The sequence below is a fragment of the Pseudomonas sp. BIGb0176 genome (assembly GCF_024810175.1).
Classification (GTDB): Bacteria; Pseudomonadota; Gammaproteobacteria; order Pseudomonadales; family Pseudomonadaceae; genus Aquipseudomonas; species Aquipseudomonas protegens.
Window position 1 is genome coordinate 1,079,791 of sequence record NZ_JANUEC010000001.1, and the last position, 22,641, is coordinate 1,102,431.

Annotated in this window: 15 protein-coding genes; 3 read left to right on the top strand and 12 right to left on the bottom strand. The window is 64.6% G+C overall.

The window, feature by feature from the left end:
- Positions 1-16: 16 nt before the first annotated feature.
- Entirely contained in the window at positions 17-394 is a 378-nt protein-coding gene (locus tag M2395_RS04680) for a response regulator (RefSeq protein WP_011061530.1), read from the top strand.
- 10 nt (positions 395-404) lie between these two features.
- On the opposite strand, the gene M2395_RS04685 is transcribed toward M2395_RS04680, so the two are convergent.
- The 12 genes from M2395_RS04685 to M2395_RS04740 all read right to left on the bottom strand — a co-directional run bounded on the left by M2395_RS04685 (position 405) and on the right by M2395_RS04740 (position 19,474).
- Positions 405-2,075 (bottom strand): ATP-binding protein, encoded by a 1,671-nt coding sequence (locus M2395_RS04685; RefSeq protein ID WP_053151862.1) that lies wholly within the window; start codon positions 2,073-2,075, stop codon positions 405-407.
- Positions 2,072-3,574: an ATPase domain-containing protein gene (locus M2395_RS04690; RefSeq protein ID WP_015635782.1), complete on the bottom strand. Its 1,503-nt coding sequence runs from the start codon at positions 3,572-3,574 to the stop codon at positions 2,072-2,074. Before M2395_RS04690 ends, M2395_RS04685 begins: the two co-directional genes overlap by 4 nt.
- A gap of 366 nt (positions 3,575-3,940) precedes the next feature.
- The gene (locus tag M2395_RS04695) at positions 3,941-4,996 is read right to left on the bottom strand and encodes a tetratricopeptide repeat protein (protein ID WP_011061527.1); all 1,056 of its coding nucleotides are present in this window, start codon (positions 4,994-4,996) and stop codon (positions 3,941-3,943) included.
- A gap of 74 nt (positions 4,997-5,070) precedes the next feature.
- Positions 5,071-5,970 (bottom strand): bestrophin family protein, encoded by a 900-nt coding sequence (locus tag M2395_RS04700; RefSeq protein ID WP_123430693.1) that lies wholly within the window; start codon positions 5,968-5,970, stop codon positions 5,071-5,073.
- Between the two features lie 338 nt (positions 5,971-6,308).
- Positions 6,309-7,730 (bottom strand): efflux transporter outer membrane subunit, encoded by a 1,422-nt coding sequence (locus M2395_RS04705; protein ID WP_041118422.1) that lies wholly within the window; start codon positions 7,728-7,730, stop codon positions 6,309-6,311.
- Positions 7,727-10,906, bottom strand: coding sequence for an efflux RND transporter permease subunit (locus M2395_RS04710; RefSeq protein ID WP_011061524.1), 3,180 nt, complete (start codon positions 10,904-10,906; stop codon positions 7,727-7,729). The genes M2395_RS04705 and M2395_RS04710 overlap by 4 nt, the downstream gene beginning before the upstream one ends.
- A gap of 15 nt (positions 10,907-10,921) precedes the next feature.
- Entirely contained in the window at positions 10,922-12,169 is a 1,248-nt protein-coding gene (gene mexE / locus M2395_RS04715) for a multidrug efflux RND transporter periplasmic adaptor subunit MexE (RefSeq protein WP_011061523.1), read from the bottom strand.
- Positions 12,170-12,560: 391 nt separating this feature from the next.
- Positions 12,561-13,475: a formate dehydrogenase accessory protein FdhE gene (fdhE, locus tag M2395_RS04720; protein WP_123430694.1), complete on the bottom strand. Its 915-nt coding sequence runs from the start codon at positions 13,473-13,475 to the stop codon at positions 12,561-12,563.
- Positions 13,472-14,104, bottom strand: a complete 633-nt coding sequence (locus tag M2395_RS04725; RefSeq protein ID WP_053151854.1) for a formate dehydrogenase subunit gamma — start codon at positions 14,102-14,104, stop codon at positions 13,472-13,474. The genes fdhE and M2395_RS04725 overlap by 4 nt, the downstream gene beginning before the upstream one ends.
- Positions 14,104-14,985, bottom strand: a complete 882-nt coding sequence (gene fdxH, locus M2395_RS04730; RefSeq protein WP_015635777.1) for a formate dehydrogenase subunit beta — start codon at positions 14,983-14,985, stop codon at positions 14,104-14,106. Before fdxH ends, M2395_RS04725 begins: the two co-directional genes overlap by 1 nt.
- A 13-nt stretch (positions 14,986-14,998) precedes the next feature.
- Positions 14,999-18,049 (bottom strand): formate dehydrogenase-N subunit alpha, encoded by a 3,051-nt coding sequence (gene fdnG, locus M2395_RS04735; protein ID WP_077934200.1) that lies wholly within the window; start codon positions 18,047-18,049, stop codon positions 14,999-15,001.
- A 510-nt stretch (positions 18,050-18,559) separates the two neighbouring features.
- Complete coding sequence (locus tag M2395_RS04740; protein WP_011061517.1) at positions 18,560-19,474, bottom strand: LysR family transcriptional regulator; 915 nt, start codon at positions 19,472-19,474, stop codon at positions 18,560-18,562.
- 269 nt (positions 19,475-19,743) lie between these two features.
- Here M2395_RS04740 and M2395_RS04745 point away from each other — a divergent pair, with 269 nt between their 5' ends.
- Together M2395_RS04745 and pgm are read left to right on the top strand one after the other, a co-directional pair.
- A complete protein-coding gene (locus tag M2395_RS04745) occupies positions 19,744-20,766 on the top strand; it encodes a zinc-dependent alcohol dehydrogenase family protein (protein WP_011061516.1) in 1,023 nt (340 codons plus the stop codon).
- A gap of 211 nt (positions 20,767-20,977) precedes the next feature.
- Entirely contained in the window at positions 20,978-22,624 is a 1,647-nt protein-coding gene (gene pgm, locus M2395_RS04750) for a phosphoglucomutase (alpha-D-glucose-1,6-bisphosphate-dependent) (protein WP_053151852.1), read from the top strand.
- The last annotated feature ends 17 nt before the right edge of the window (positions 22,625-22,641 follow it).

Consider the following 22,641-nt stretch of genomic DNA (forward strand, 5'->3'; position numbering starts at 1 on the left):
CGAGCAAAGGTTTTCCATGAGTGAAGATGCACAAGACGTCGTACTGATCGTCGAAGATGAACCAGTGATCCTGATGCTTCTGGCCGACTACCTGTCGGGCCTGGGATACCGGGTGCTGCAGGCCGAGAATGGCGAGCAGGCGTTCGAGATTCTCGCCAGCAAGCCGCACCTGGACGTGATGATCACCGATTACCGCCTGCCGGGCGGGATCACCGGGGTGATGATCGCCGAGCCTGCCGTGAAGCTGCGTCCGGATCTGAAGGTGATTTTCATCAGCGGCTACCCCAACGAAATCCTCGAATGCGGCAGCCCCATCACCCGCAAGGCGCCGATCCTGGCCAAGCCCTTCGACCTCAACAGCCTGCAGGAACAGATCCAGCAATTGCTGGCCTGAAGCCCGGCTATCAGTCGCGGATCATTTCCCGCACCTTGGCGGTCAGCAGGTCGAAGGTGAACGGCTTGGTGATCAGTTGCATGCCGGGTTCGAGAAAGCCACCACGGGCCGCCGCGTGCTCGGCGTAGCCGGTGATGAACAGGACCTTGAGCTCCGGGCGGATCTGCCGCCCGATTTCCGCCAGTTGCCGGCCATTCATGCCCGGCAGCCCGACATCGCTGATCAGCAGGTCGATGCGCTGCGCCGAGTCGAGGATCGGCATGGCGCTGCGGGCATCGCCGGCTTCGACAAAGGCGTAGCCCAGTTCGCTGAGCACCGCACAGACCAGCACCCGCACCGCCGGGTCGTCCTCGACGATCAGCACGGTTTCACCGTTCTGCGCATGGGGCGGTTGTTGCACCAGAGGGTGTTCGGCCTGCTCCAGGTCGCCGACAAAACGCGGCAGGTACAGGCTGACCTCGGTACCCCGGCCCAGGGTGCTGTTGAGGGTCACATGGCCGCGGGACTGCTTGCTGAAGCCGTAGATCATCGACAGCCCCAGCCCTGTGCCCTGGCCAATGGGCTTGGTGGTGAAGAACGGATCGAACACGCGGTTGATGATCGCCTCGGGCATGCCGCAGCCGTTGTCGCTGACTCGCAGCAGCACGTAGTCCCCCGGTTTGAGGTTGTCGTGGGCCTGGGCGAAGTCCGGGGCCAGGCGCTGGTTGAGGGTTTCCACCAGCAGCCGGCCGCCGTTGGGCATGGCGTCCCGGGCGTTGAGCACCAGGTTGAGCAGGGCGCTTTCCAGTTGGTTGGGGTCGGCTTCGGCCACCCATAGCTGCGGGTCCAGGCGCATGTCCAGCTCGATGCTTTCGCTGAGGCTGCGTTGCAGCAGCTCGTCCATGGAGGTCACCAGGGCGTTCATCTCCACCGGCTTGGAGTCCAGCGACTGGCGCCTGGAGAAGGCCAGCAGGCGGTGGGTCAGGCCGGCGGCGCGGTTGGCCGAGGTCACCCCCAGGTCGATCAGGCTGTCCAGGTCCTCGGTGCGGCCCCGGGCCAGGCGCCGGCGCAACAGCTCCAGGCTGCCGATGATGCCGGTGAGCATGTTGTTGAAGTCGTGGGCGATGCCGCCGGTGAGTTGCCCCACGGCCTCCATCTTCTGTGACTGGCGCAGGGCTTCTTCGTTGTGCCGCAGTTGTGCGGTGCGTTCTTCCACCTGCTGTTCCAGGGTCTCCAGGGTGCGTTGCAGGCGCAGTTCGCTCTGGCTCAGGTCGATCAGCCGGTCGCGGGCGTCGTACTGCCGGCGCCTGCCCCGCAGGGCGGCGCTGACCAGGCTGATCAGGGTCGCCGGGTGGAAGGGCCGTTCCAGAAAGCTGACGTTGCCCAGGGGCTCGCTGAAGCGCGATGCCGGGTTCTGCTCGGGGCCGCCGTGCTGGGTCAGCAGCACGATGGGCAGGTCCGACCACGCCGGTTGCTGTTCCAGGTGGCGCAGCAGGGGCTCCAGGTCGACCCCGCGCAAGGCTTCGGCGGCGATGATCGCCAGCCCGGCGCCGTGCTCCAGCTGCTCGCACAGGGCGGGCAGGTGCGGGGTGATCAGGCTGCTGAAGCCGGCCTCCTTGAGCATCATCTGCGCCAGTTGGCTGTCACGCCCGTGGGGCGTGAGCACCAGAGCCCGTTCGGAAAAGTCCAGGTCGGGGCTCATTGGCCCTCATCCCTGAGCAGGGGTTTGCTCTCGCCCAGGTAGGTGGGCACGCCCCGCAGCACGCCCTGGAAGGCTTCCAGGGGCTCGCCGATGGTCAGGCCACGAGCGCTAATGCGGTATTCACGAATGGTCGACTCGTGGCTGCCGGTGCGTTTCTTGATGATGGAAATGGCCCGGCGCACCTTGCCCAGGGCCTCGAAGTAACGCAGCAGGATCACGGTGTCGGCCAGGTAGGTGATGTCCACCGGGGCCTGCATGTCGCCCACCAGGCCATGCTGGGCCACGGTCATGAAAGTGGCGGCGCCCTGGCGGTTGAGGTACAGCAGCAATTCGTGCATGTGCAGCACCAGGGCATTTTCCTCGGGCATCGCTGCCTGGTAGCCGTTGATGCTGTCGATCACCACGGTCTTGATCCGCTCCTGGTCGACGCAGCGTCGCACCCGGTAGGACAGCTCCCCCGGCGAGAGCTCGGCGGCGTCCACCTGTTCGATGATCAGGTTGCCGCTGGCCTGCAGCGCCTTGAGGTCGATGCCCATGTTGCGCATGCGCTCGAACAGCAGCCCCAGTTCCTCGTCGAAGATGAACAGCGCGGCTTTCTCTCCCCTGGCTACGGCGGCCGCTGCGAAGATCATCGAGATCAGCGATTTGCCGGTGCCGGCGGGGCCGAGGATCAGGGTGCTGGAGCCGGTCTCGATGCCGCCCCCCAGCAGCGCGTCCATCTCGGTGATGCCGCTGGTCAGGGTCAGGCGCTGGTATTGACCGCGGTGCTCGGCGGCCACCAGGCGCGGAAACACCTGGACCCCGTCGCCCATGATGGTGAAGTCATGGAAGCCGCCGCGGTACTTCTGGCCGCGGTATTTCACCACCCGGATGCGCCGGCGTTCGGCGCCGTAGCTGGGGGTCAGTTCTTCCAGGCGGATCACCCCGTGGGCCACGCTGTGCACGGTCTTGTCCAGGGATTCGGTGGTCAGGTCGTCCAGCAGCAGGACGGTGGCGTCATAGCGCACGAAGTAGTGCTTGATCGCCAGGATCTGCCGCCGGTAGCGCAGGGAGCTTTGCGCCAGCAGGCGGATTTCCGAAAGGCTGTCGAGCACCACCCGGGTCGGCTTGACCCGCTCCACCACTTCGAAGATCTGCCGCGTGGCTTCCCCCAGCTCCAGGTCCGAGGAGTACAGCAGGCTCTGCTGGTGCTCGGCGTTGAGCAGGCTTTCCGGCGGGATCAGCTCGAAGATGTGGATGTTCTCATCCAGTTGCCAGCCGTGGGATTGCGCGCCCTGGCGCAACTCGCGCTCGGTTTCCGAGAGGGTGATGTACAGGCAGCGCTCGCCGGCGGCGGCGCCGGCCCGCAGAAAATGCAAGGCCACGGTGGTCTTGCCGGTACCGGGTTCGCCTTCCAGCAGGAACACATGGCTACGTGACAATCCGCCGGAGAGGATATCGTCCAGGCCTTCGATGCCGGTGGCGGCTTTTTCGCTGAGCAACGCAGATGAGGTCGACAAACAATGCCCTCGCAAATAGGTCCAAGTGATCGGCGACGGCGTCGAGCACCTTGATATCGCTGATAAATCACTTGACCGCCTGCCGCTGGCGCGGTTCAACCTTTTGTCGCCGTGGAGCCGCTGCTGAGCACAGCAGGCGCAGGGGGGCAAGGGTGCCAAAGGTGCGGCTGGGGATTGCCAGGCAAGGCCCTGCGGGCCTTTTCGCAGCCTCGCAGGCTCGGCAGCGGCTACAGGTTTTGTGCTGGCTCTTGTAGCCGCTGGCGCAGGCTGCGAACGGCTTGGGCGGCATTCCGACGCAGCAGGCGCGGGGGGCTCAAGGGCGCCAAAGGTTCGGCTGGGGATCGCGAGGCAAGGCCCGGGGGGCGGCTACAGGCCCTGCTGCAGGGCCGGGTCGTCGGGGTTCTGCTGTTCCAGCTGGGCCAGCAGGACCTGGACGTTCTGCAACTGGCCGCTTTCCTTCCAGTAGCTGATCAGCAGCACCCGCGCCTTGCGGTTGTAGGGCTGGCGCTGGACGATTTCCTCCAGTTGCTTCTGCGCCGCTTCCAGCTCCTGTTCGCTGTGCAGGGTGGTGGCCAGGTCGTAGCGGTAGGCGGCGTTGTTAGGCTCCAGTTCCACCGCCCGGGACAAGCCGAGCAGGGCGAACTCGCCCTGGCCATGGTGCAGCAGCCAGAGCCCCAGGGCATGTTGCAGGTAGGCCGAATCCTGCTGTGCCTGCAACTGCTTGGCCAGCAATTGGCGGGCGGCATCGCTCTGGCCCTGCTTGTCCAGCACTTCGATCTGCAGCACCACTGCCTGCAGGTTGTCCGGGGCCAGGCGCAGGGCCTGTTCCAGGGTCTGCTGGGCCTTGATCAGGTCGGCATTGTGCAGGTACAGGCGAGCCAGCTGGTACTGGGCCTCGACGTTGTCGCCGCGGGTCTTGAGCACTTGGGTGTATTCGTCGATCACCTGCTGCAACGGGCCGAAGTACAGGCCCTGGTCGTCGGGGCTCAGGCCCAGCAGGGCGTCCACCGCGGCGAAGCGCACGCTCTGTTCGTGATCGTCCAGCAATGGCCCCAGCAGCAGGCTGCGCTGGCCGCTGGGCACCAGGCCGAGCACGCTCTTGATCGCCGCTTTGCGCACCTCGGCAGAAGGGTGATAGAGGTCGGCGTCCGCCAGTTTCAATGCCTGGGGGCTGGGGTAGTTGGCCAGCACTGCCAGCAGGCGGATGCGCTGCTGGTCGTCGAGGTCGGGCCGGCCCAACTGCTGGTAGAGCACGCGCGCCGCGCCAGGCTGGCCATTGCGGGCTTTTTCCAGTGCCGCGCTGTAGCCATGCTTGATGGCCTCGGGAACCTGCGGCGGGCTGCTGCGCAGAAAGCTCCAGGCCAGGGCCAGGACGACGACGGTAAGCAGGCTGATCAGCAGGTAGCGGCGGGGCTGGGACATGCAGGAATCCGGAAGCTGGCGACTTTTGGAAGGCGCAAGCTTCGGTCAGGAACCGGCTTGAGTCAAACCCCGGTTCAGGTCAGCACGTACTCCTGCGGCTCCAGCAGCGGCGGCAGCTCGGTTTGCCCCAGCGCCGCCAGGACTTCGCGCTCCAGGCCGCGCAATAGAGCGCTGCACGGCAGGTCGTTGTCGTCATAGCCGAAAGGGTCTTCGAGGTCGTCGCCGATCTCGTCCAGGCCCAGGAAGGTGTAGCTGACAATGGCGGTGAAGATCGGCGTCAGCCAGCCCAGGGGCTCGGCCATGGCGAACGGCAGGAGGATGCAGAACAGGTAGATGGTGCGGTGCAGCAGCAGGGTGTAGGGGAAGGGCAGCGGGGTGTTCTGGATCCGCTCGCAGGCGGCCTGCACCAGGCTCAGGCTGACCAGCCGGGTTTCCAGTTGGGTGTAGCGCCATTCGCTGATCAGCCCCTGCTGGGCCCACTGCGAGCAGCGCTGGCCGATGCGTTGCAACTGCGCGTCGGTGAGGTTCGGGTGGCCGGGGGCGAGGCTGGCCTGGGCCCAGGGGCGCAGGGCGGCGGCCTCGTCTTCATGGCGCAGGCGGGCGATCAGGCTGTGGGCAAAGCCGCACAGGTCGCGCAGCATGCCCTCGCGCTCGGGGTGGCCGTCGATGATCAGGCTTTCACGGATCAGCGAACGCACCTCGATGATCAACTGCCCCAATTGCTTGCGGCCTTCCCACCAGCGGTCGTAGCAGGCGTTGTTGCGAAAACTCATGAAGATCGACAGCGACAGCCCCAGCAGGGTGAAGGGCGTGGCGTTGACCTTGGAGAAATAGCTCGGTTGCAGGGTTTCCACCAGCACGATCACCGAGGCCAGCAGTGTGACCAGCACGCAGCGCAGGGCAATGCGCTTGGCAATCGAGCCCTTGAGGGCGAAGAGGATGCCGATCAGGTTCGGCTTGGGGCGGACAATCATGGGGGGCTGAGGCCAGGGCGATTACGCGGCGAGTGAAGAGTAGGAGCGCGCTGTGGGGCTGTCCAATCGCAATGGCCAACCGCATGATCGACGGCCTCTATCAATGGGCTTGGGGTGGGCGGTGTTCTGGCGGGCGCATTCGCTGGCAAGCCAGCGCCTACCGGGGCCATGTATTCGGGGCCATGCGTTTGGGGCCAAGCGTTGCGCGGGCTCTTGTAGGAGCCGGCTAGCCGGCGAAGAGGCCCTTGAGCCAGGCAAAAAAAAGCCCCGCGACCGAATGATCCACGGGGCCAAACATTGGTTGGTTGCGGCCAACCAAAGGAGCTCGTTGCAAATCCTTACTTGCTGGCTACCGTCTCCGGTTGCCAGCCACCACCCAGGGCCTTGTAGATGGCGACGATGCCGCGGTACAGGTCGACTTCGGCCTGGGCCTGGGAGTCTTCGGCGGCCAGGCGTTCACGCTGGGCATCGAGCAGCACCAGGAAGTCCACGGTGCCTTCGCGGTAGCGGATCTCGGCCAGGTCTGCGGCGGCGCGGCTGGATTCGCTCTGGCGAATCAGGGAGATCAGCCGTTGCTGGCGCTTGCCGTAGTCGCTGAAGGCGTTTTCCGATTCCTCCAGGGCCAGCAGCACCTGCTGCTCGTAGCTGGCCAGGGCGCCGTCGGCATTGGCGTCGGCGCCGCGCAGGCGGGCTCGCACACTGCCCAGGTCGAAGGCCGCCCAGGTGATGCTCGGGCCCAGGGCCCAGGCATTGGCCGCCGAGGAGCCGATCTGCGAACCGCGCCCGGCAGTGAAGCCGAGGAAGCCGCTGAGGCTGACCCGTGGGAACAGGTCGGCCTTGGCCACGCCGATGCGCGCGGTGGCCGCTGCCAGCTTGCGTTCGGCGCTGAGAATGTCCGGCCGGCGTTGCAGCAGCTCGCCCGGGTCGCCAATCGGCAGGGCCTTGGCAATGGCCGGCAGCTGCGCCGGCGACAGGTCGACGCTGAGCTTGTCCGGGCGTTCACCCAGCAGGGTGGCGATGCGGTTGCGCTGGCGGGTCTGCTCGGCCTGCAACTGCGGCACGCTGGCTTCCACCGAAGCCAGGCGGGCGTCGGCGCGGACCACATCGAGCTGGTCGCCGACCCCGGCGTCGCGCAGGCTTTCGGTGATCTTGCGCGAGGCCTGCTGGTTGTCCAGGTTGGCCAGGGCGATCTTTTCCCGCAGCTGTGCGCCCCGCAACTGGCCGTAGGCGTCCACCAGCTCGGCGATCATGGTCACCTGCAGTTGGTAGAGGTCGGCCTCGGCGGCCTGCTGGTCGGCGTCGGTGGCTTCCAGGTTGCGCTGGATGCGGCCGAACAGGTCCAGCTCCCAGGCCATGTCCAGGCCCAGGTCGTAGCGCTCGCTGTTCACTCGCTTGGTGGTCTGGCCGGGGATCTGTCCCTTGGCCAGGTCGCTGCTGGCGCGGCTGGTGATGGTGGGCATGGCGTCATTGCTGGCGTCATCGCGAATCGCCCGGGCGGCCCGCAGGCGGGCGAAGGCCACCCGCAGTTCACGGTTGCCCTGCAACGATTTGCTCACCAGCTGGTTGAGAGTCGGGTCATCGAACTGCTGCCACCAGATGCCTTCGAAGCGTGCGCGGTCGAAGTTCTTCTGGCCCGCAGCGCCATCGGTGGCGGCGCTGATGTGCGCCGCCTCGGTGGTTGGAGTCTGGTAGTCCGGACCGACGGCGCAGGCACTCAGGGCCAGCACCAGCAGGCTCGGCAGGAAGACTTTGGAACTCATTGTTGCGCCTCCAGTTGCAGAGCACGGGCGGCTTTGCGCGCCTCGCTGCGCTCCACGTAGTTGCGGATCAGTACATAGAACACCGGAGTCAGCAGCAGGCCGAAGAAGGTCACCCCGAGCATCCCGGAGAACACCGCGACACCCATGGCATGACGCATTTCCGCACCGGCGCCGCTGGAGATCACCAGGGGCACCACGCCCATGATGAAGGCGAAGGAGGTCATCAGGATCGGCCGCAGACGCAGGCGGCAGGCTTCCAGCACCGCGGCCAGCGGGTCGAGGCCTTCCTCTTGCTTGTCCTTGGCGAACTCGACGATCAGGATCGCGTTCTTGCAGGCCAGGCCCACCAGAACGATCAGGCCGATCTGGGTGAAGATGTTGTTGTCGCCCCCGGAGACGATCACCCCGGTAATGGCCGACAGCAGGGTCATAGGCACGATCAGGATCACCGCCAGTGGCAGGCTCCAGCTTTCGTACTGAGCGGCCAGCACCAGGAAGGCCAGCAGCACGCAGAGCGGGAAGACGAACAGCGCGGTGTTACCGGCCAGGATCTGCTGGTAGGTCAGCTCGGTCCATTCGTAGGTCATGCCGTTGGGCAGTTCTTCCTTGAGCAGTTTCTCGATCGCCGCTTCCGCTTGCCCGGAGCTGTAGCCCGGGGCCGCTGCGCCGTTGATTTCCGCAGTGACGAAGCCGTTGTAGTGCATCACGCGGTCGGGACCTGCGGTGTCGCTGACCTTGATGAAGGTGGCCAGGGGGATCATCTCGCCCTTGTTGTTGCGCACTTTCAGCTGGCCGATCTGCTCGGGCTCGAGACGGAACTGCTGCTCGGCCTGGACGTTGACCTGGTAGGTGCGGCCAAAGCGGTTGAAGTCGTTGGCATACAGCGAACCCAGGTAGATCTGCAGGGTGTCGAAGATGTCGGAGATCGCCACGCCGTGGGTCTTGGCCTTTTCCCGGTCGATGGCAGCATCCACCTGGGGCACGTTGACCTGGTAGCTGGTGAACAGCCCGGCCAGTTCCGGCACGCTGCGGCTCTTGGTGATGACGTTCTGCACTTCCTTGTACAGCTCGTCGTAGCCCAGGCCGCTGCGGTCCTCCACCTGCAGGCGGAAGCCGCCGATGGTTCCCAGGCCCTGTACCGGCGGCGGTGGGAAGATCGCCATGTAGGCGTCCTGGATATCCGCGTACTTGCCGTTCAGGGCACCGGCGATGGCACCGGCGGACATGCTCGGGTCCTTGCGCTCATCGAAGGGCTTCAAGGTGACGAAGACGATGCCGTTGTTCGGGCTGTTGGTGAAGCCGTTGATCGAAAGGCCAGGGAAGGCCACCGCACTTTCCACGCCGGGCTGCTTCAGGGCGATGTCGGACATGCGCTTGATCACGTCTTCGGTGCGGTCCAGGCTGGCGGCGTCCGGCAGTTGGGCGAAGGCCACCAGGTACTGCTTGTCCTGGGCCGGGACGAAACCGGTCGGGGTGTGGGCGAAGCCGAACCAGGTCAGCACCATCAGGCCTGCATAGAGGAACAGGGCGATGCCGCTGCCGCGGATGACCCGGCGCACGGTGCCGACGTAACCATGGCTGGCACGATCGAAGAAGCGGTTGAACGGCTTGAACAGCCAGCCCCCCAGCAGCTTGTCGAGGATCTTCGAGAAGCGGTCCTTGGGCGCATGGTGTTCCTTGAGCAGTACCGCGGCCAGGGCCGGCGACAGGGTCAGGGAGTTGAAGGCCGAGATCACCGTGGAGATGGCAATGGTCAGGGCGAACTGCTTGTAGAACTGCCCGGTCAGGCCACTGATGAAGGCCGCCGGTACGAACACCGCACACAGCACCAGGGCGGTGGCGATGATCGGGCCGGTCACTTCACGCATGGCACGCTTGGTGGCTTCCACCGGGTTCAGGCCCAGGCCGATGTTACGTTCGACGTTCTCCACCACCACGATGGCGTCGTCCACCACGATGCCGATGGCCAGCACCAGGCCGAACAGCGACAGGGCATTGAGCGAGAAACCGAACAGGTGCATCACCGCGAAGGTGCCGATCAGCGACACCGGTACGGCCACCAGCGGGATGATCGAGGCACGCCAGGTCTGCAGGAACAGGATCACCACCAGCACTACCAGGATCAGGGCTTCGAACAGGGTGTGCACCACCGCTTCGATGGAGCCGCGGACGAAGATGGTCGGGTCGTAGACGATGCTGAAGTCCATGCCCTGCGGGAAGCTCTGCTTGAGTTCGGCCATCTTGGCCCGCACTTCGTTGGAGATCTCGATGGCGTTGGAGCCCGGGCGCTGGAAGATCGGGATCGCCACCGCCGGCTGGTTGTTGAGCAGGGAACGCAAAGCGTACTGGCTCGACCCCAGCTCGATGCGGGCGATGTCCTTCAGGCGGGTGATTTCACCGTCCTCACCGGAGCGGATGATGATGTTCTCGAACTCTTCCTCGGTGACCAGGCGGCCCTGGGTGTTGACCGATAGCTGGAAGCTGGTGGCGGTGGGCGCAGGCGGCGCGCCCAGGGCACCGGCGGCGACCTGGCGGTTCTGTTCACGGATGGCGGTGACCACGTCGGTGGCGGTCAGGTTGCGCGAAGCGGTCTTGTTCGGATCCAGCCAGACCCGCAACGAGTAGTCGCCCATGCCGAACAGTTGCACATCCCCCACGCCACCCAGGCGCGCCAGCTCATCCTTGATGTTGAGCAGGGCGTAGTTGGACAGGTAGAGCATGTCGTAGCGTTTGTCCGGCGAGGTCAGGTGGACCACCATGGTCAGGTCCGGAGAGGCCTTGTCCACGGTAATACCGATGCGCGTCACTTCTTCGGGCAGCTTGGGCTGGGTACGGGTCACGCGGTTCTGTACCTGCACCTGGGCGTTGTCCAGGTCGGTGCCCAGGGCGAAGGTGATGGTCAGGGTGATCTTGCCGTCAGCGGTGGATTGCGAGGACATGTAGAGCATGTTCTCGACCCCGGTGATCGCCTGTTCCAGGGGCGCGGCCACGGTTTCACCGATGACTTTCGGGTTGGCCCCCGGGAAGTTGGCGCGCACCACTACGGTGGGCGGCACCACTTCCGGGTATTCGCTGATGGGCAACTGGAACAGCGAGATGGCGCCGGCGATCAGGATCAGCAGCGACAGCACCGCGGCGAAGATCGGCCTTGAAATGAAGAACTGGGAAAAATTCATCTTGAGAGTCGTCCCTTAACCGCGCGGTGTCGCAGCGGCGAGTTTCACAGCCGGAGCCGCCTTGGCAGGGGTGACCTGCGGCAGGTTGCTGGCTTCCAGTGCTTGGCGTTGTTGGGCCAGGGCGGCGAGGGTTTCCTTGCTGGCCATGGGGATCACTTCAGGCGTGACCGGTGCGCCGGGACGTGCCCGCTGCAAGCCCTTGACGATGATGGTGTCGTCCTTGCTCAGGCCGTTGCGCACGATGCGCAGGCCCTCGATCTTCGGCCCCAGTTCCACGGCGCGGTAGGCCGGCTTGTTGTCGGCGTCCATCACCAGCACGAACTTCTTGCCCAGGTCGGTGCCCACGGCTTCGTCGTTGATCAGCATCGCCGAGTAGGTGCCACTGCCCACCAGTTTCAGGCGCGCATAGAGGCCCGGGGTGTAGCTGCCGTCGCTGTTGTCGAACACCGCGCGGCCACGGATGGTGCCGGTCTTGGGGTTGACCTGGTTGTCGACGAAGTTCATCTGCCCCAGGTGCGGGTGGCCTTCTTCATTGGACAGGCCCAGGTACACCGGGGTGGTCTGGCCGCGCTGGCCCTGGCGGGCGAGCTGGGTGTACTTGAGGTACACGCGCTCGTCGGCGTCGAAGTAGGCGTAGACCTTGTCGGTGGAGACCAGGCTGGTGAGCGGGGTGACATCGGCGGTCACCAGGTTGCCGGCGGTGATCTGCGCGCGGCTGACCCGGCCGCTGATGGGCGCCACTACCCGGGTGAAGCTCAGGTTGAGCTTGGCCACGTCCAACTGGGCCTGGATCGCATCGACCCCGGCCCGGGCTTCCTGGGCGGCGCTGGTGCGGGTGTCGGCCAGCTCGGCGGAAATCGCGTTGCTGGTCAGCAGGCGCTGGCCGCGCTGGGCTTCGTTGGCACTGCGGGTCGCGGTGGCCCGAGCCTGTTGCAGCTGGGCTTCGAGGCGGCGTACTTCAGCCTGGAAAGGCCGTGGGTCGATCTGGAACAGCAGGTCGCCTTTCTTCACCAGGGCGCCTTCGGTGAAGGCCACCTGATCGATCTGGCCCGAGACCCGAGGTCGGATCTCCACGGTTTCCGGGGCTTCCAGGCGCCCGGTGAATTCATCCCATTCGTTGACCGGCTGTTCCAGCACCTTGGCCACGCTGACTTTGGCAGCGGGCGGGGCGGAGGCGGTCTCAGGGGCTTTGCCGCACGCGCTCATCACCAGCACGGCGAGAACGGCGAGTGGAAAACGTAGGAGTTTGACTGACTGGTCCATGGTGCATCCGCCACTGTATTTGAGATGGGCGGATGATGCTCGGCAGGGTTGTATCTCACGAATCGAATGAAGCGAAGGTAACTATCATTCGGAATGATATAAGCGCCAAGCAAGCCCTCTAGCATGCACCTTTCGTTAGGCTGCTATCAATTCCCTGGCGTGCAATTAGTTATTGCGGCTGACGCAATATTGGCCGGTGCTACCGGAGTCGACTGGCCCGCGAAAAGGGCCTTTCGACGCCCGGGTGCTTTCGTTGGCAAGCCCACTTCTACGAGGCTTTTGGGTGGTGGGATCACCGATTCCTCCGATATCGGTTGCTGTCCAGCCTGGGGCTGGGGCAGCGCAGACCTTCGAGCTAGCCGCTTCGGTGGATTTCTCGGGCCGCCAGACGTCATGCCTGGCCGGGAAACAGGAACGGGCTGATGCTGCTGCGCGCGAAGCCTTCAGCCTCAAGCCCGGCATCCAGGGCCAACGACGCAAGGTCGTCGGCCACCGGCTCCAGCCTCTGATCGTGTGGGTAATAGAACACCTTCAGGTAGCTCTGGCAGTCTCCACAGCTCTCGGCCTTGACCGCGCTGTCCTGGTGCTCCAGCGACCAGTAGTGCAGTTGGCCGGTGCCTTCGCAGTTGCTGCATTTGGCTCGCACTATGTGCCAGCGGCTCTCGCATAATCCGCAGTGCAGGTAACGCAGGCCGGCGCGCTTGCCGCTGAGGATCACGCTGGCCACCGGCGCGCTGCAGCACACCGGGCAATGCTGGCGCTGTTCTCCCACCTGGGCCTGGGCAGTCACCGGCAGGGCGCTGGCCAGTTGGCTGAAATACAGGCTCAGGGCCGCCCAGAAAAACAGCGCCTGGCCGCTGTCTACCTGAAGGTAATGCCCCAGCAGCAACTGCTCGGCACAGGCTTCACGCTGCTCGGCGGGCATGCCGCCGATGGCGTCCAGGGCCTTGGTCAGCGGGGCGCTGGCGTCCCTGCGCAGGTGCTCGATCAGTTGCTCAAGGGCCGCTTGCCAATAGGCCGAGCGCGGCAGGCGCTGCACATCCAGCGGCGCGCCATCACCGATCCGCGCCACCAGCGCCTGCAACTCCTCGGCCGCCACCGGCGAACGCTCGAATATCGCCTGTTGCGCCTCAGCCACCCGCGCGGCAAACCGCAGGTAGTCGGCCTGCTCGTGACCTTCGGCCAGTTGGCGCAGGCGCGCTGCGCGCCGGCTGAAGTGCTGGCGCAGGTCCGGCAGCAACAAGGCGCTGATTTCTTCCACGCCGCCACTGGTGGGCTCCAGTGGGGTTAGCTTGATGCTGCTCATTTCTTCTCACTCTTGGAAATCTGCTGGTACCAGCGGTCATGGTGCGAGCGGGCCCAACTGCGCGATACGTAGCCGGTGACCATGCCGCGGATCGAACCCTTGACCCAGAACGCCAGGTAGGCGTGACCGATGATCAGCAGCATCAGCGAGATCCCGGCCAGGGCATGGGTGAGCAGGGCGATGCGAATCAGGGGAATGCTGAAGTACTGGGCGAACCACGGCCGCCAGATCACCACGCCGCTGAGCAGCAACAGGCTGATCAGGCCCATGATTCCCCAGAACAGGATCTTCTGCCCGGCGTTGTACTTGCCAATCTGCAGCGGTTGGCTGTGGTCCCCCGAGAGCACCGTCTTGAGGTTGCGAAACCAGATCGCGTCCTGGCGTTCCGGCAGGTTGTACTTCACAAAACGCACGAACAGGAACATCAGCAGCAGGAACACCACCGTTCCCAGAAACGGGTGCAGGATGCGCGCCAGCTGCGGTGTGCCGAACACGCCGTTGAGCCAGTTCAGCGACGGGAAGAACCACGACAGCCCCGACAACGCCACCATGAAGAAGCAGATGACCATGAACCAGTGGCTGGCGCGCTCGATAAAGCGGGTACGCAGGATCAGCTTGTTCTTGTTCATCACGGGTTCTCCTTGAGGTCTTCTTCGACTTCGTTCGGGCCGACGCCGATGTAGTGGAATACCGTACCGGCCAAGGTGGCGAAGAAAGCCACGGCGGCCGCCGGCTTGAGCCAGCCTTTCCAGCCTTCGATCGCGCTGCTGATGCGCGGGTCAGGGTTGAGCTTGTGGTACAGCTGCGGCTGGTCGGCGTGTTGCAGCACGTAGAACACATGGGTTCCGCCCACCGCTTGCGGGTCGTAGATCCCCGCGCCGGCAAAGCCGCGGCCCTGCAGTTCGGTGACCCGTTCTGCGGCCTGCACCAGCATGTCGGCCTTGCTGCCGAAGTTGATCGCCCCGGTGGGGCAGGTCTTCACGCAAGCCGGCTCCTGGCCCACCGTGACCCGGTCGACGCACAGGGTGCACTTGTAAGCCTTGTTGTCCTTCTTGCTGATGCGCGGCACGTCGAACGGGCAGCCGGCGACGCAGTAGCCGCAACCTATGCAGTGCTCGGACTGGAAGTCGACGATGCCGTTGGCGTACTGGATGATCGCTCCCGGTTGCGGGCAGGCTTTCAGGCAGCCAGGGTCGGCGCAGTGCATGCAGCCGTCCTTGCGGATCAGCCATTCGAGCTTGCCGGCTTCGTTCTCGTGCTCGTCGAAACGCATCAGGGTCCAGGTGTCGGCGCTGAGGTCGGCGGGGTTGTCGTAGACCCCGACGTTGTGGCCGACTTCGTCGCGCAGGTCGTTCCATTCGTTGCACGCCACCTGGCACGCCTTGCAGCCGATGCAGATGCTGACGTCGATCAGCTTGGCCACTTCGGCCTGGTGATCGCGGGCCCGCGGCGCCGGGGTGAAGGCGTTGGTGGCCGAACGGCGGATGATGTCTTGGGATTGCATGGACATGTCAGTTGCTCCGTCAGGCCTTTTCCACGTTCACCAGGAACGCTTTGTATTCCGGGGTGTTGGTGTTGGAATCGCCGACGCCCGGGGTCAGGGTATTGGCCAGGAAGCCCTTGCGGGTTGCACCTTCGTAGCCCCAGTGGCAAGGAATGCCGATGGTATCGACCGGCTGGCCGTCGATCTGCAGGCGGCGGATGCGTTTGGTCACCACCGCCTTGGCCTTGATGTAGCCGCGCTTAGTGCTGACGCGCACCAGGTCGCCCTGGACGATGCCTTTTTCCTGGGCCAGCACTTCGCCAATCTCGATGAACTGTTCCGGCTGGATAATCGCGTTGAGCCGGGAGTGCTTGGTCCAGTGACGGAACAGTTCAGTGATCGAATAGGTAGTGGCCACGTAGGGGAATTCCTCGCGGCTGCCCATGCGCGTTCGGTCACTGTCATACAGCCGCGCCGTGGGGCTCTTGCTGACGTTGGGGTGCAGCGGGTTGTGCGCCAGCGGGCTTTCGGTGGGCTCGTAGTGCTCGGGAAACGGGCCGTCGTTCATGGCGCCCACCGAGAACAGCCGGCCCAGGCCCTCGGGGAGCATGATGAACGGGTTGGCCTGGGTGCCCGGCGCCAGGTTGACCGGGAAGTCCGGCACATCGATGCCGCTCCAGCGATTGCCGTCCCAGCCGATGATCTTGCGTTGCGCATCCCAGGGGTTGCCCTGCGGGTCGGCCGAGGCGCGGTTGTAGAGAATCCGCCGGTTCTGCGGCCAGGCCCAGGCCCAGCCCGGGGTGCAGCCCAGGCCACTGTCGGCGTTGTCGCGACGGGCCATCTGGTTGCCGGCCTCGGTCCAGGAGCCGGCGAATATCCAGTTGAAGCAGGCGGTGCTGCCGTCGTCGCGCAGTTGGCCGAAGTTGTCCAGCAACTGGCCCTTGCGCAGGATCAGGTTGCCCTGGTCATCACGCACGTCGGCCAGGGCGTAGCCGTTGGATTGCTTGGCCACTTCCTCGGGAGCGGGGTCGTAGGGGTCGCGGTAGTCCCAGGCCATATTCAGCACCTGCTCGGGGCAGGCGCCGCCTTCGCTGCGGTACAGCTCGCGTAGTTTCATGAACAGGTGGCCGAGGATCTTGCCGTCGTGCCAGGCCTCGCCGGGTGGCGCAGCGCCGGCCCAGTGCCACTGCAGCCAGCGCCCGGAGTTGACGATCGAGCCGTTTTCCTCGGCAAAGCAGCTCGAGGGCAGGCGGAACACTTCGGTCTGGATCTGCGCCGGGTCGACATCGTTGGACTCGCCGTGGTTCTGCCAGAAGCTCGAAGTCTCGGTGGCCAGCGGGTCGATGATCACCAGGAACTTGAGCTTGGCCAGCGCCGCGGCGGCCTTGTTCTTGTCCGGGAAGGCGGCAATCGGGTTGAAGCCCTGGGCGATGTAGCCGTTGACCTTGCCTTCATACATGCGGTTGGAGAAGTTCAGTACGTCGTAGCTCTCGTCCCACTTGGGCAGCCAGTCGAAGCCCCATTGATTGTCACGGGTGGCCTTGTCGCCGTACAGGCTCTTCATCAGGCTGATAAAGAACTTGGGGGTGTTCTGGTAGTAGTTGACCTGGCCGGGCAGTTGGGCGTTTGGGGTCGTTTCCTTGAGGTAGGTCGCCAGGCTGGCCTGGTTGTCGGACGGCAGGTTCATGTAGCCCGGCAGGCGCTGCGAGAGCAGGCCAAGGTCGGTGTAGCCCTGGATATTGGAGTGCCCGCGCAGGGCATTGACGCCGCCGCCAGCCATGCCGATGTTGCCCAGCAGCAGCTGGATCATGCCCGAGCCGCGGATCATCTGGGCGCCGGTGGTGTGGTGTGTCCAGCCCAGGGCATAGAGGAAGGTCGCGGTCTTGTCCGGCACGCTGGTGCTGGCCATGATCTCGCAAATCTCCAGGAAGTCGGCCTGGGGCGTACCGCAGATCTGGCTGACCCGCTCCGGGGTGTAGCGGCTGACATGCTGCTTGAGCAGGTTGAGCACGCAGCGCGGGTGGCTCAGGCTCAGGTCGCGGCGGGCGTGACCTTGTTCGTCCAGCTCGTAGGCCCAGGAGCTGCGGTCGTAGCGCCGAGCCTTGGCGTCGTAGCCACTGAACAGGCCGTCATCGAAGCGGTAGTCGCTGCGCACGATCAACGAGGCGTTGGTGTAGGCGCGCACGTATTCATGCTGGATGCGATCGTTGCTGAGCAGGTAGTTGACCATGCCCATGAGGAAGGTCACGTCGGAACCGGCGCGCACCGGCGAGTAGATATCCGCCACCGCGGCGCTGCGGTTGAAGCGCGGATCCACCACGATGACCTTGGCGCCATTGCGGATCTTGGCCTCGATCACCCACTTGAACCCCACCGGATGCGCCTCGGCCGGGTTGCCGCCCATGATCAGCACCACGTTGGCGTTCTTGATGTCGACCCAGTTGTTGGTCATGGCGCCGCGGCCGAAGGTCGGGGCCAGCGCCGAGACCGTCGGCGCGTGGCAGACCCGGGCCTGGCTGTCGGTGCCGAGAATGCCCAGGGCGCGGGTGAAGCGCTGGTCGAGCGAGCCGGTCTCGCTGCTGGCGGCCGACGAGCAGAGCATGCCGGTGGACAGCCAGCGATTGACCGTGACGCCCTTGGCGTTTTTCTCGATGAAGTTGGCGTCGCGGTCGTCCTTCATCAACCGCGCGATGCGTTCGATGGCGTAATCCCAGCTGACCCGCTGCCATTGGTCCGAGCCCGGGGCGCGGTACTCGGGGTACAGCAAGCGTTGCTCACTGTGGATGTAGTCGACCAGGCCGGCGCCTTTGGGGCACAGCGAGCCGCGGCTCACCGGGTGGTCAGGGTCGCCTTCGATATGGAAGATCCGCGCCTTGGCGTTCTTTGCGCCATCGCCCAGGCTGTACATCAGGATGCCGCAACCGACCGAGCAGTAGGTGCAGTTGTTGCGGGTTTCCCTGGCGCGCAGCAGTTTGTACTGGCGCGACTGGCTGGCATTGGCCGTGGTGGGCGCGAAGCCCAGGGATACGGCGGTGGTGGCCACGGCACCGGCTGTACAAAGTTTAAAGAACTGTCTTCTGCCAAGTGTCATGACGCATTCCTTATGCAGGCATTTTTCAATCACGGGTGATCAGGCAAGGTGGCAAGGGCCACTCTTTTAATGGGGGGCACAACGCGTGTGGAATAGAACGGCAAGTCTTGTGCTGATTCTGCTGTGTGCCGGCGATTTTATGGCCCGCTTGCGTAGGCGGCTAATAGGCTGGGTCGATGGTCTGATAGGTCTTGTCGATGAAGGTGCTGAACGCTTCGAATAACCCGTCGAAGTATTGATCTGGATCAAAAAATGGCCGCCAAAACAGACTGTTGGCGTTACGCAATACGACCAAAGTCACTGCCGGGCACGACTAAAGTTTTCTCGGGGCGGGTGGTGAAAGGGCTCAAGGCGTGGGGGTGGCCGTCTGCAGACTCCTTGAGGGGCAGGGCAGGTGCGCGACCCTGCTGGGCAGGACAGGGCAGCGCATCTGTCCAAGGGTGTCCTACGTGGTACAGGGCCGCGGAGTCTGGGGGCGTTTCGGTAGATCAGTGAGCCGTTGGGGAAGGCTCAGAGGCTGTCGGGGTCGCCGAAGAACATCTGAATCCGCGAACGCAACCAGCGCTCCCCTGGATCGTTGTCCTGTGAGCCACGCCAGGCCATGTGCAGCTCAAAACTTCGCACCGGCAGTGGCGGATCTTCGGCGCGTACGCCGCCGGCGGCAGTGAGGGCGTCGGCGGTGTAGTCGGGCACGGTGGCAAGGATGTCGGTGCCGGCCAGCAGGGTGCTCAGGCCGTTGAATTGCGGTACGGCGAGCACGACGTGGCGCTTGCGTCCGAGCTTCTCCAGCTCCTCATCGATGAACCCGCTCAGGTCCCCGGCGAACGACACCAGGGCGTGGGGGCGGGCGCAGAAGTCGTCCAGGGTCAGGGGGCCGGGCACCGTGTCGGCCCGCAGTAGTTTGGGCAGGCTGCGGCGCAGGACCTTGCGCTTGGCGTTGGCCGGCAGGTCGGCGGTGTAGCTGACGCCGATGGAGATTTCGCCGGAGGCCAGCAGCGCGGGCATCAGCAGGTAGTTGGCGCGGCGTACCACCAGCACGATGCCCGGGGCTTCGGCGCGCAGGCGTTTGAGCAGCATCGGCAGCAGGGCGAATTCCACGTCGTCGGAAAGACCGATACGGAATACGGCGGTGCTGGTGGCCGGGTCGAATTCGGCGGCGCGGCTGACGGCGGTGGAGATCGAATCCAGGGCCGGCGAGAGCAGGGCGAAGATTTCCACTGCCCGGGCCGAGGGCTCCATGCTGCGCCCGGTACGCACGAACAGCGGATCGTCGAACAGGTTGCGCAGGCGCGACAGGGCTGCACTGATGGCCGGCTGGCCGAGGAACAGCTTCTCGGCGGCGCGGGTCACACTGCGTTCGTGCATCAGTGTTTCGAATACGATCAACAGATTCAGGTCGACACGACGCAGGTCATTACGATTCATCTGGAGTCCTGGCAGAGTCAGCGAGCTTGACGGGAGCGACCATATCGGAACAATGGCCGGCGTGAATCTTACGGGGAAAGGCTGGTACTCTGCATCGGCTAAATGTTGTTTGTTTGTAGCCGGGCAAGGTTCGAGCACGCTGTACGCCCCGATTTTCAAGGGCACGAAATCAATGCCAGGCATGTCGACTATTAATAGGCACTGATAGTCTTGCTTGCAAAGCCCGGATAAAGTTCGCGGCATTAGAGGTTAATTTGACGAGGTTTGCGATGTCCCGCACGATTCGTTTTCACAAGTTTGGACCGGCCGAGGTGCTCAAATGCGAAGAGCATGCGGCCTCGTTGCCTGCGCCAGGCGAAGTGCAGGTACGAGTCGAAGCCATCGGTATCAGCTGGTATGACGTGCTCTGGCGGCAGAACCTGGCGTCGTCCCATGCGCGCCTACCCTCGGGCCTCGGGCACGAAATGGCCGGTGTGGTCACGGCCGTGGGCGAGGGCGTCGACGACCTGGCGGTAGGTGACAAGGTGGCGAGTTTTCCCGCCGAAAGCCCCAACGATTACCCGGTGTATGGCGAGCTGATCGTCCTGCCGCGTTCGGCCCTGACCCGTTATCCCGATGTTCTCAGCCCGATCGAGGCTGCTGTTCATTACACGCCGCTGCTGATCGCCTATTTCGCCTACGCCGACCTGGCGCGGGTCAAGCCGGGGCAGTTTGCCCTGGTCACGGACGCCAGCCATTGCGCCGGGCCGTCCTTTGTCCAGTTGGGCAAGGCCCTGGGTGTGCGGGTGATTGCCGCGACCAAGACCGCTGAAGAGCGTGAATACCTGCTGTCCCTGGGTGCTGAGAAGGTGATTGTCACCGAGGAACAGGACCTGCTGATGCAGATCAACAAGCTCACCGACAACCGCGGCGTCGACGTGGTGTTCGACGGCCTGGGCGGCCCGCAGATGTCCATGCTCGGCGATGTCCTGGCGCCCCGTGGCAGCCTGGTGCTCTATGGCCTGCAAGGCGGCAACCAGACGCCGTTCCCGGCCTGCGCGGCGTTCCAGAAGAACATCCAGTTCTTCGTCCATTGCATCGGCAACTTCACTGGCAAGCCGGAGTTGGGAATTGTCCAGGATCAGGTCGCGCTGCAGCGTGCGTTGCGCGACATCAACCAGCTCACCGCGGACCGGGTGCTGCTCCCCCTGAAGACCCGGGTATTCGCGTTCAACGAGTTTGTCGAGGCGCACCGCTACATGGATGAATGCCCATGCCGCGAACGGGTCGCGCTTCAGGTCGAACCGGTCTGATCCCAACGCCAGGCAAAGCCTGGCGTTTTTTATTGCCTCGATTTGCCGGCCCTTGCGCCGGCTTTTTAGTTTTTCCCCTGGCAGTCCTTTTGCCGGCAAGCCGGCTGCTGCATAAAAGCGCCGGGGCGCCGGGATAGATTCCATCGCGCTGCGGTCAAACTGCCAGTAAACTGCGGCCCATTTCCGAACCATCCTTTTCCAGAGGTTTTGCATGACTCTCAGTCCTTTTGCGGGCAAACCGGCACCGGCTGAATTGTTGGTCGACATCCCGCGACTGGTTACGGCTTATTACACCGGTCAGCCTGATGCATCGGTGTCTACCCAGCGTGTGGCCTTCGGCACCTCCGGGCACCGTGGCAGCTCGTTCGATCTGAGTTTCAACGAATGGCATGTGCTGGCCATCAGCCAGGCCATTTGCCTGTACCGCGAATCCCAGGGCATCGACGGCCCGCTGTTTGTCGGCATCGACACCCATGCCCTGTCGACCCCGGCCGGGGCCAGCGCCCTGGAAGTGCTGGCGGCCAATGGCGTGACCGTGATGATTGCTGCCGGCGACGAGTACACCCCGACCCCAGCGGTGTCCCACGCTATCCTCTGCTATAACCGGGGGCGTACATCGGGCCTGGCGGACGGCATCGTCATCACCCCGTCCCATAACCCGCCACAAAGCGGCGGCTACAAGTACAACCCCACCAACGGCGGCCCGGCCGACACCCACATCACCAAGTGGATCGAAGCCAAGGCCAATGAACTGCTGGCAGCCAAGCTGGCCGGGGTCAAGCGCATCGGTTACGAACAGGCGCTGAAGGCCGACACCACCCATCGCCACGATTACCTCAACACCTACGTCGCCGACCTGGTCAACGTCATCGACCTGGACGCCATCCGCAACGCCAAGCTGCGCCTGGGCGTGGATCCGCTGGGCGGAGCAGGGGTGCGCTACTGGTCGGCGATCGCCGAGCACTACCGCCTGGACCTGGAGGTGGTGAACAAGCAAGTGGACGCCACTTTCCGCTTCATGTCGGTGGATTGGGACGGGCAGATCCGCATGGACCCGTCCTCCAGCTACGCCATGCAGGGCCTGATCGGCCTCAAGGAACGCTTCGACGTGGCCTTCGCCTGCGACCCTGATCACGATCGCCACGGCATCGTCACCCCGAGCGGCGGCCTGCTGGCGCCGAACAACTACCTGGCGGTGTCTATCGATTACCTGTTCCAGAATCGCCCGCAATGGCGCGCTGATGCCGCGGTGGGCAAGACCGTGGTCAGTAGCGGCCTGATCGACCGGGTCGCTGCACGCCTGGGCCGCCGTCTGTATGAAGTGCCGGTGGGCTTCAAGTGGTTTGCCGATGGCCTGTTCGACGGCTCACTGGGCTTTGGCGGCGAAGAAAGCGCCGGTGCCTCTTTCCTGCGCCGCGACGGTGGCGTCTGGAGCACCGACAAGGATGGCCTGATCCCGTCCCTGCTGGCGGCGGAAATGACCGCGCGTACCGGTCGCGATCCGAGCCAGGCCTACCGCGCTCTGTGCGACGAGCTGGGTGAGCCGTTCTCGGTCCGCGTCGATGCCAAGGCCAACCCGCAGCAGAAGGCCCTGCTCAGCAAGCTGTCGCCACAGCAGGTGACTTCGACCCAATTGGCCGGCGAGCCGATCCAGCAGATCCTCAGCCATGCACCGGGCAATGACCAGGCCATTGGCGGCCTGAAAGTCATGACGGAGAACGGCTGGTTCGCCGCACGCCCGTCGGGTACTGAAGACATCTACAAGATCTACGCTGAAAGCTTCATCGGCGACGACCACCTCAAGCAACTGGTGCAGGAGGCCCAGACCCTGGTGGACACCGCCATCAGCGGCAACTGACCGACGCTCCGGGCCCG

What these genes read in the sequence shown, in the direction of transcription:
- fdxH (WP_015635777.1), bottom strand. Translation starts at nt 14,985, where the DNA reads ATGTCCATGCAATCCCAAGACATCATCCGCCGTTCGGCCACCAACGCC.
- fdnG (WP_077934200.1), bottom strand. Translation starts at nt 18,049, where the DNA reads ATGACACTTGGCAGAAGACAGTTCTTTAAACTTTGTACAGCCGGTGCC.
- M2395_RS04700 (WP_123430693.1), bottom strand. Translation starts at nt 5,970, where the DNA reads ATGATTGTCCGCCCCAAGCCGAACCTGATCGGCATCCTCTTCGCCCTC.
- M2395_RS04685 (WP_053151862.1), bottom strand. Translation starts at nt 2,075, where the DNA reads ATGAGCCCCGACCTGGACTTTTCCGAACGGGCTCTGGTGCTCACGCCC.
- mexE (WP_011061523.1), bottom strand. Translation starts at nt 12,169, where the DNA reads ATGGACCAGTCAGTCAAACTCCTACGTTTTCCACTCGCCGTTCTCGCC.
- fdhE (WP_123430694.1), bottom strand. Translation starts at nt 13,475, where the DNA reads ATGAGCAGCATCAAGCTAACCCCACTGGAGCCCACCAGTGGCGGCGTG.
- M2395_RS04710 (WP_011061524.1), bottom strand. Translation starts at nt 10,906, where the DNA reads ATGAATTTTTCCCAGTTCTTCATTTCAAGGCCGATCTTCGCCGCGGTG.
- M2395_RS04745 (WP_011061516.1), top strand. Translation starts at nt 19,744, where the DNA reads ATGTCCCGCACGATTCGTTTTCACAAGTTTGGACCGGCCGAGGTGCTC.
- pgm (WP_053151852.1), top strand. Translation starts at nt 20,978, where the DNA reads ATGACTCTCAGTCCTTTTGCGGGCAAACCGGCACCGGCTGAATTGTTG.
- M2395_RS04680 (WP_011061530.1), top strand. Translation starts at nt 17, where the DNA reads ATGAGTGAAGATGCACAAGACGTCGTACTGATCGTCGAAGATGAACCA.
- M2395_RS04740 (WP_011061517.1), bottom strand. Translation starts at nt 19,474, where the DNA reads ATGAATCGTAATGACCTGCGTCGTGTCGACCTGAATCTGTTGATCGTA.
- M2395_RS04725 (WP_053151854.1), bottom strand. Translation starts at nt 14,104, where the DNA reads ATGAACAAGAACAAGCTGATCCTGCGTACCCGCTTTATCGAGCGCGCC.
- M2395_RS04705 (WP_041118422.1), bottom strand. Translation starts at nt 7,730, where the DNA reads ATGAGTTCCAAAGTCTTCCTGCCGAGCCTGCTGGTGCTGGCCCTGAGT.
- M2395_RS04695 (WP_011061527.1), bottom strand. Translation starts at nt 4,996, where the DNA reads ATGTCCCAGCCCCGCCGCTACCTGCTGATCAGCCTGCTTACCGTCGTC.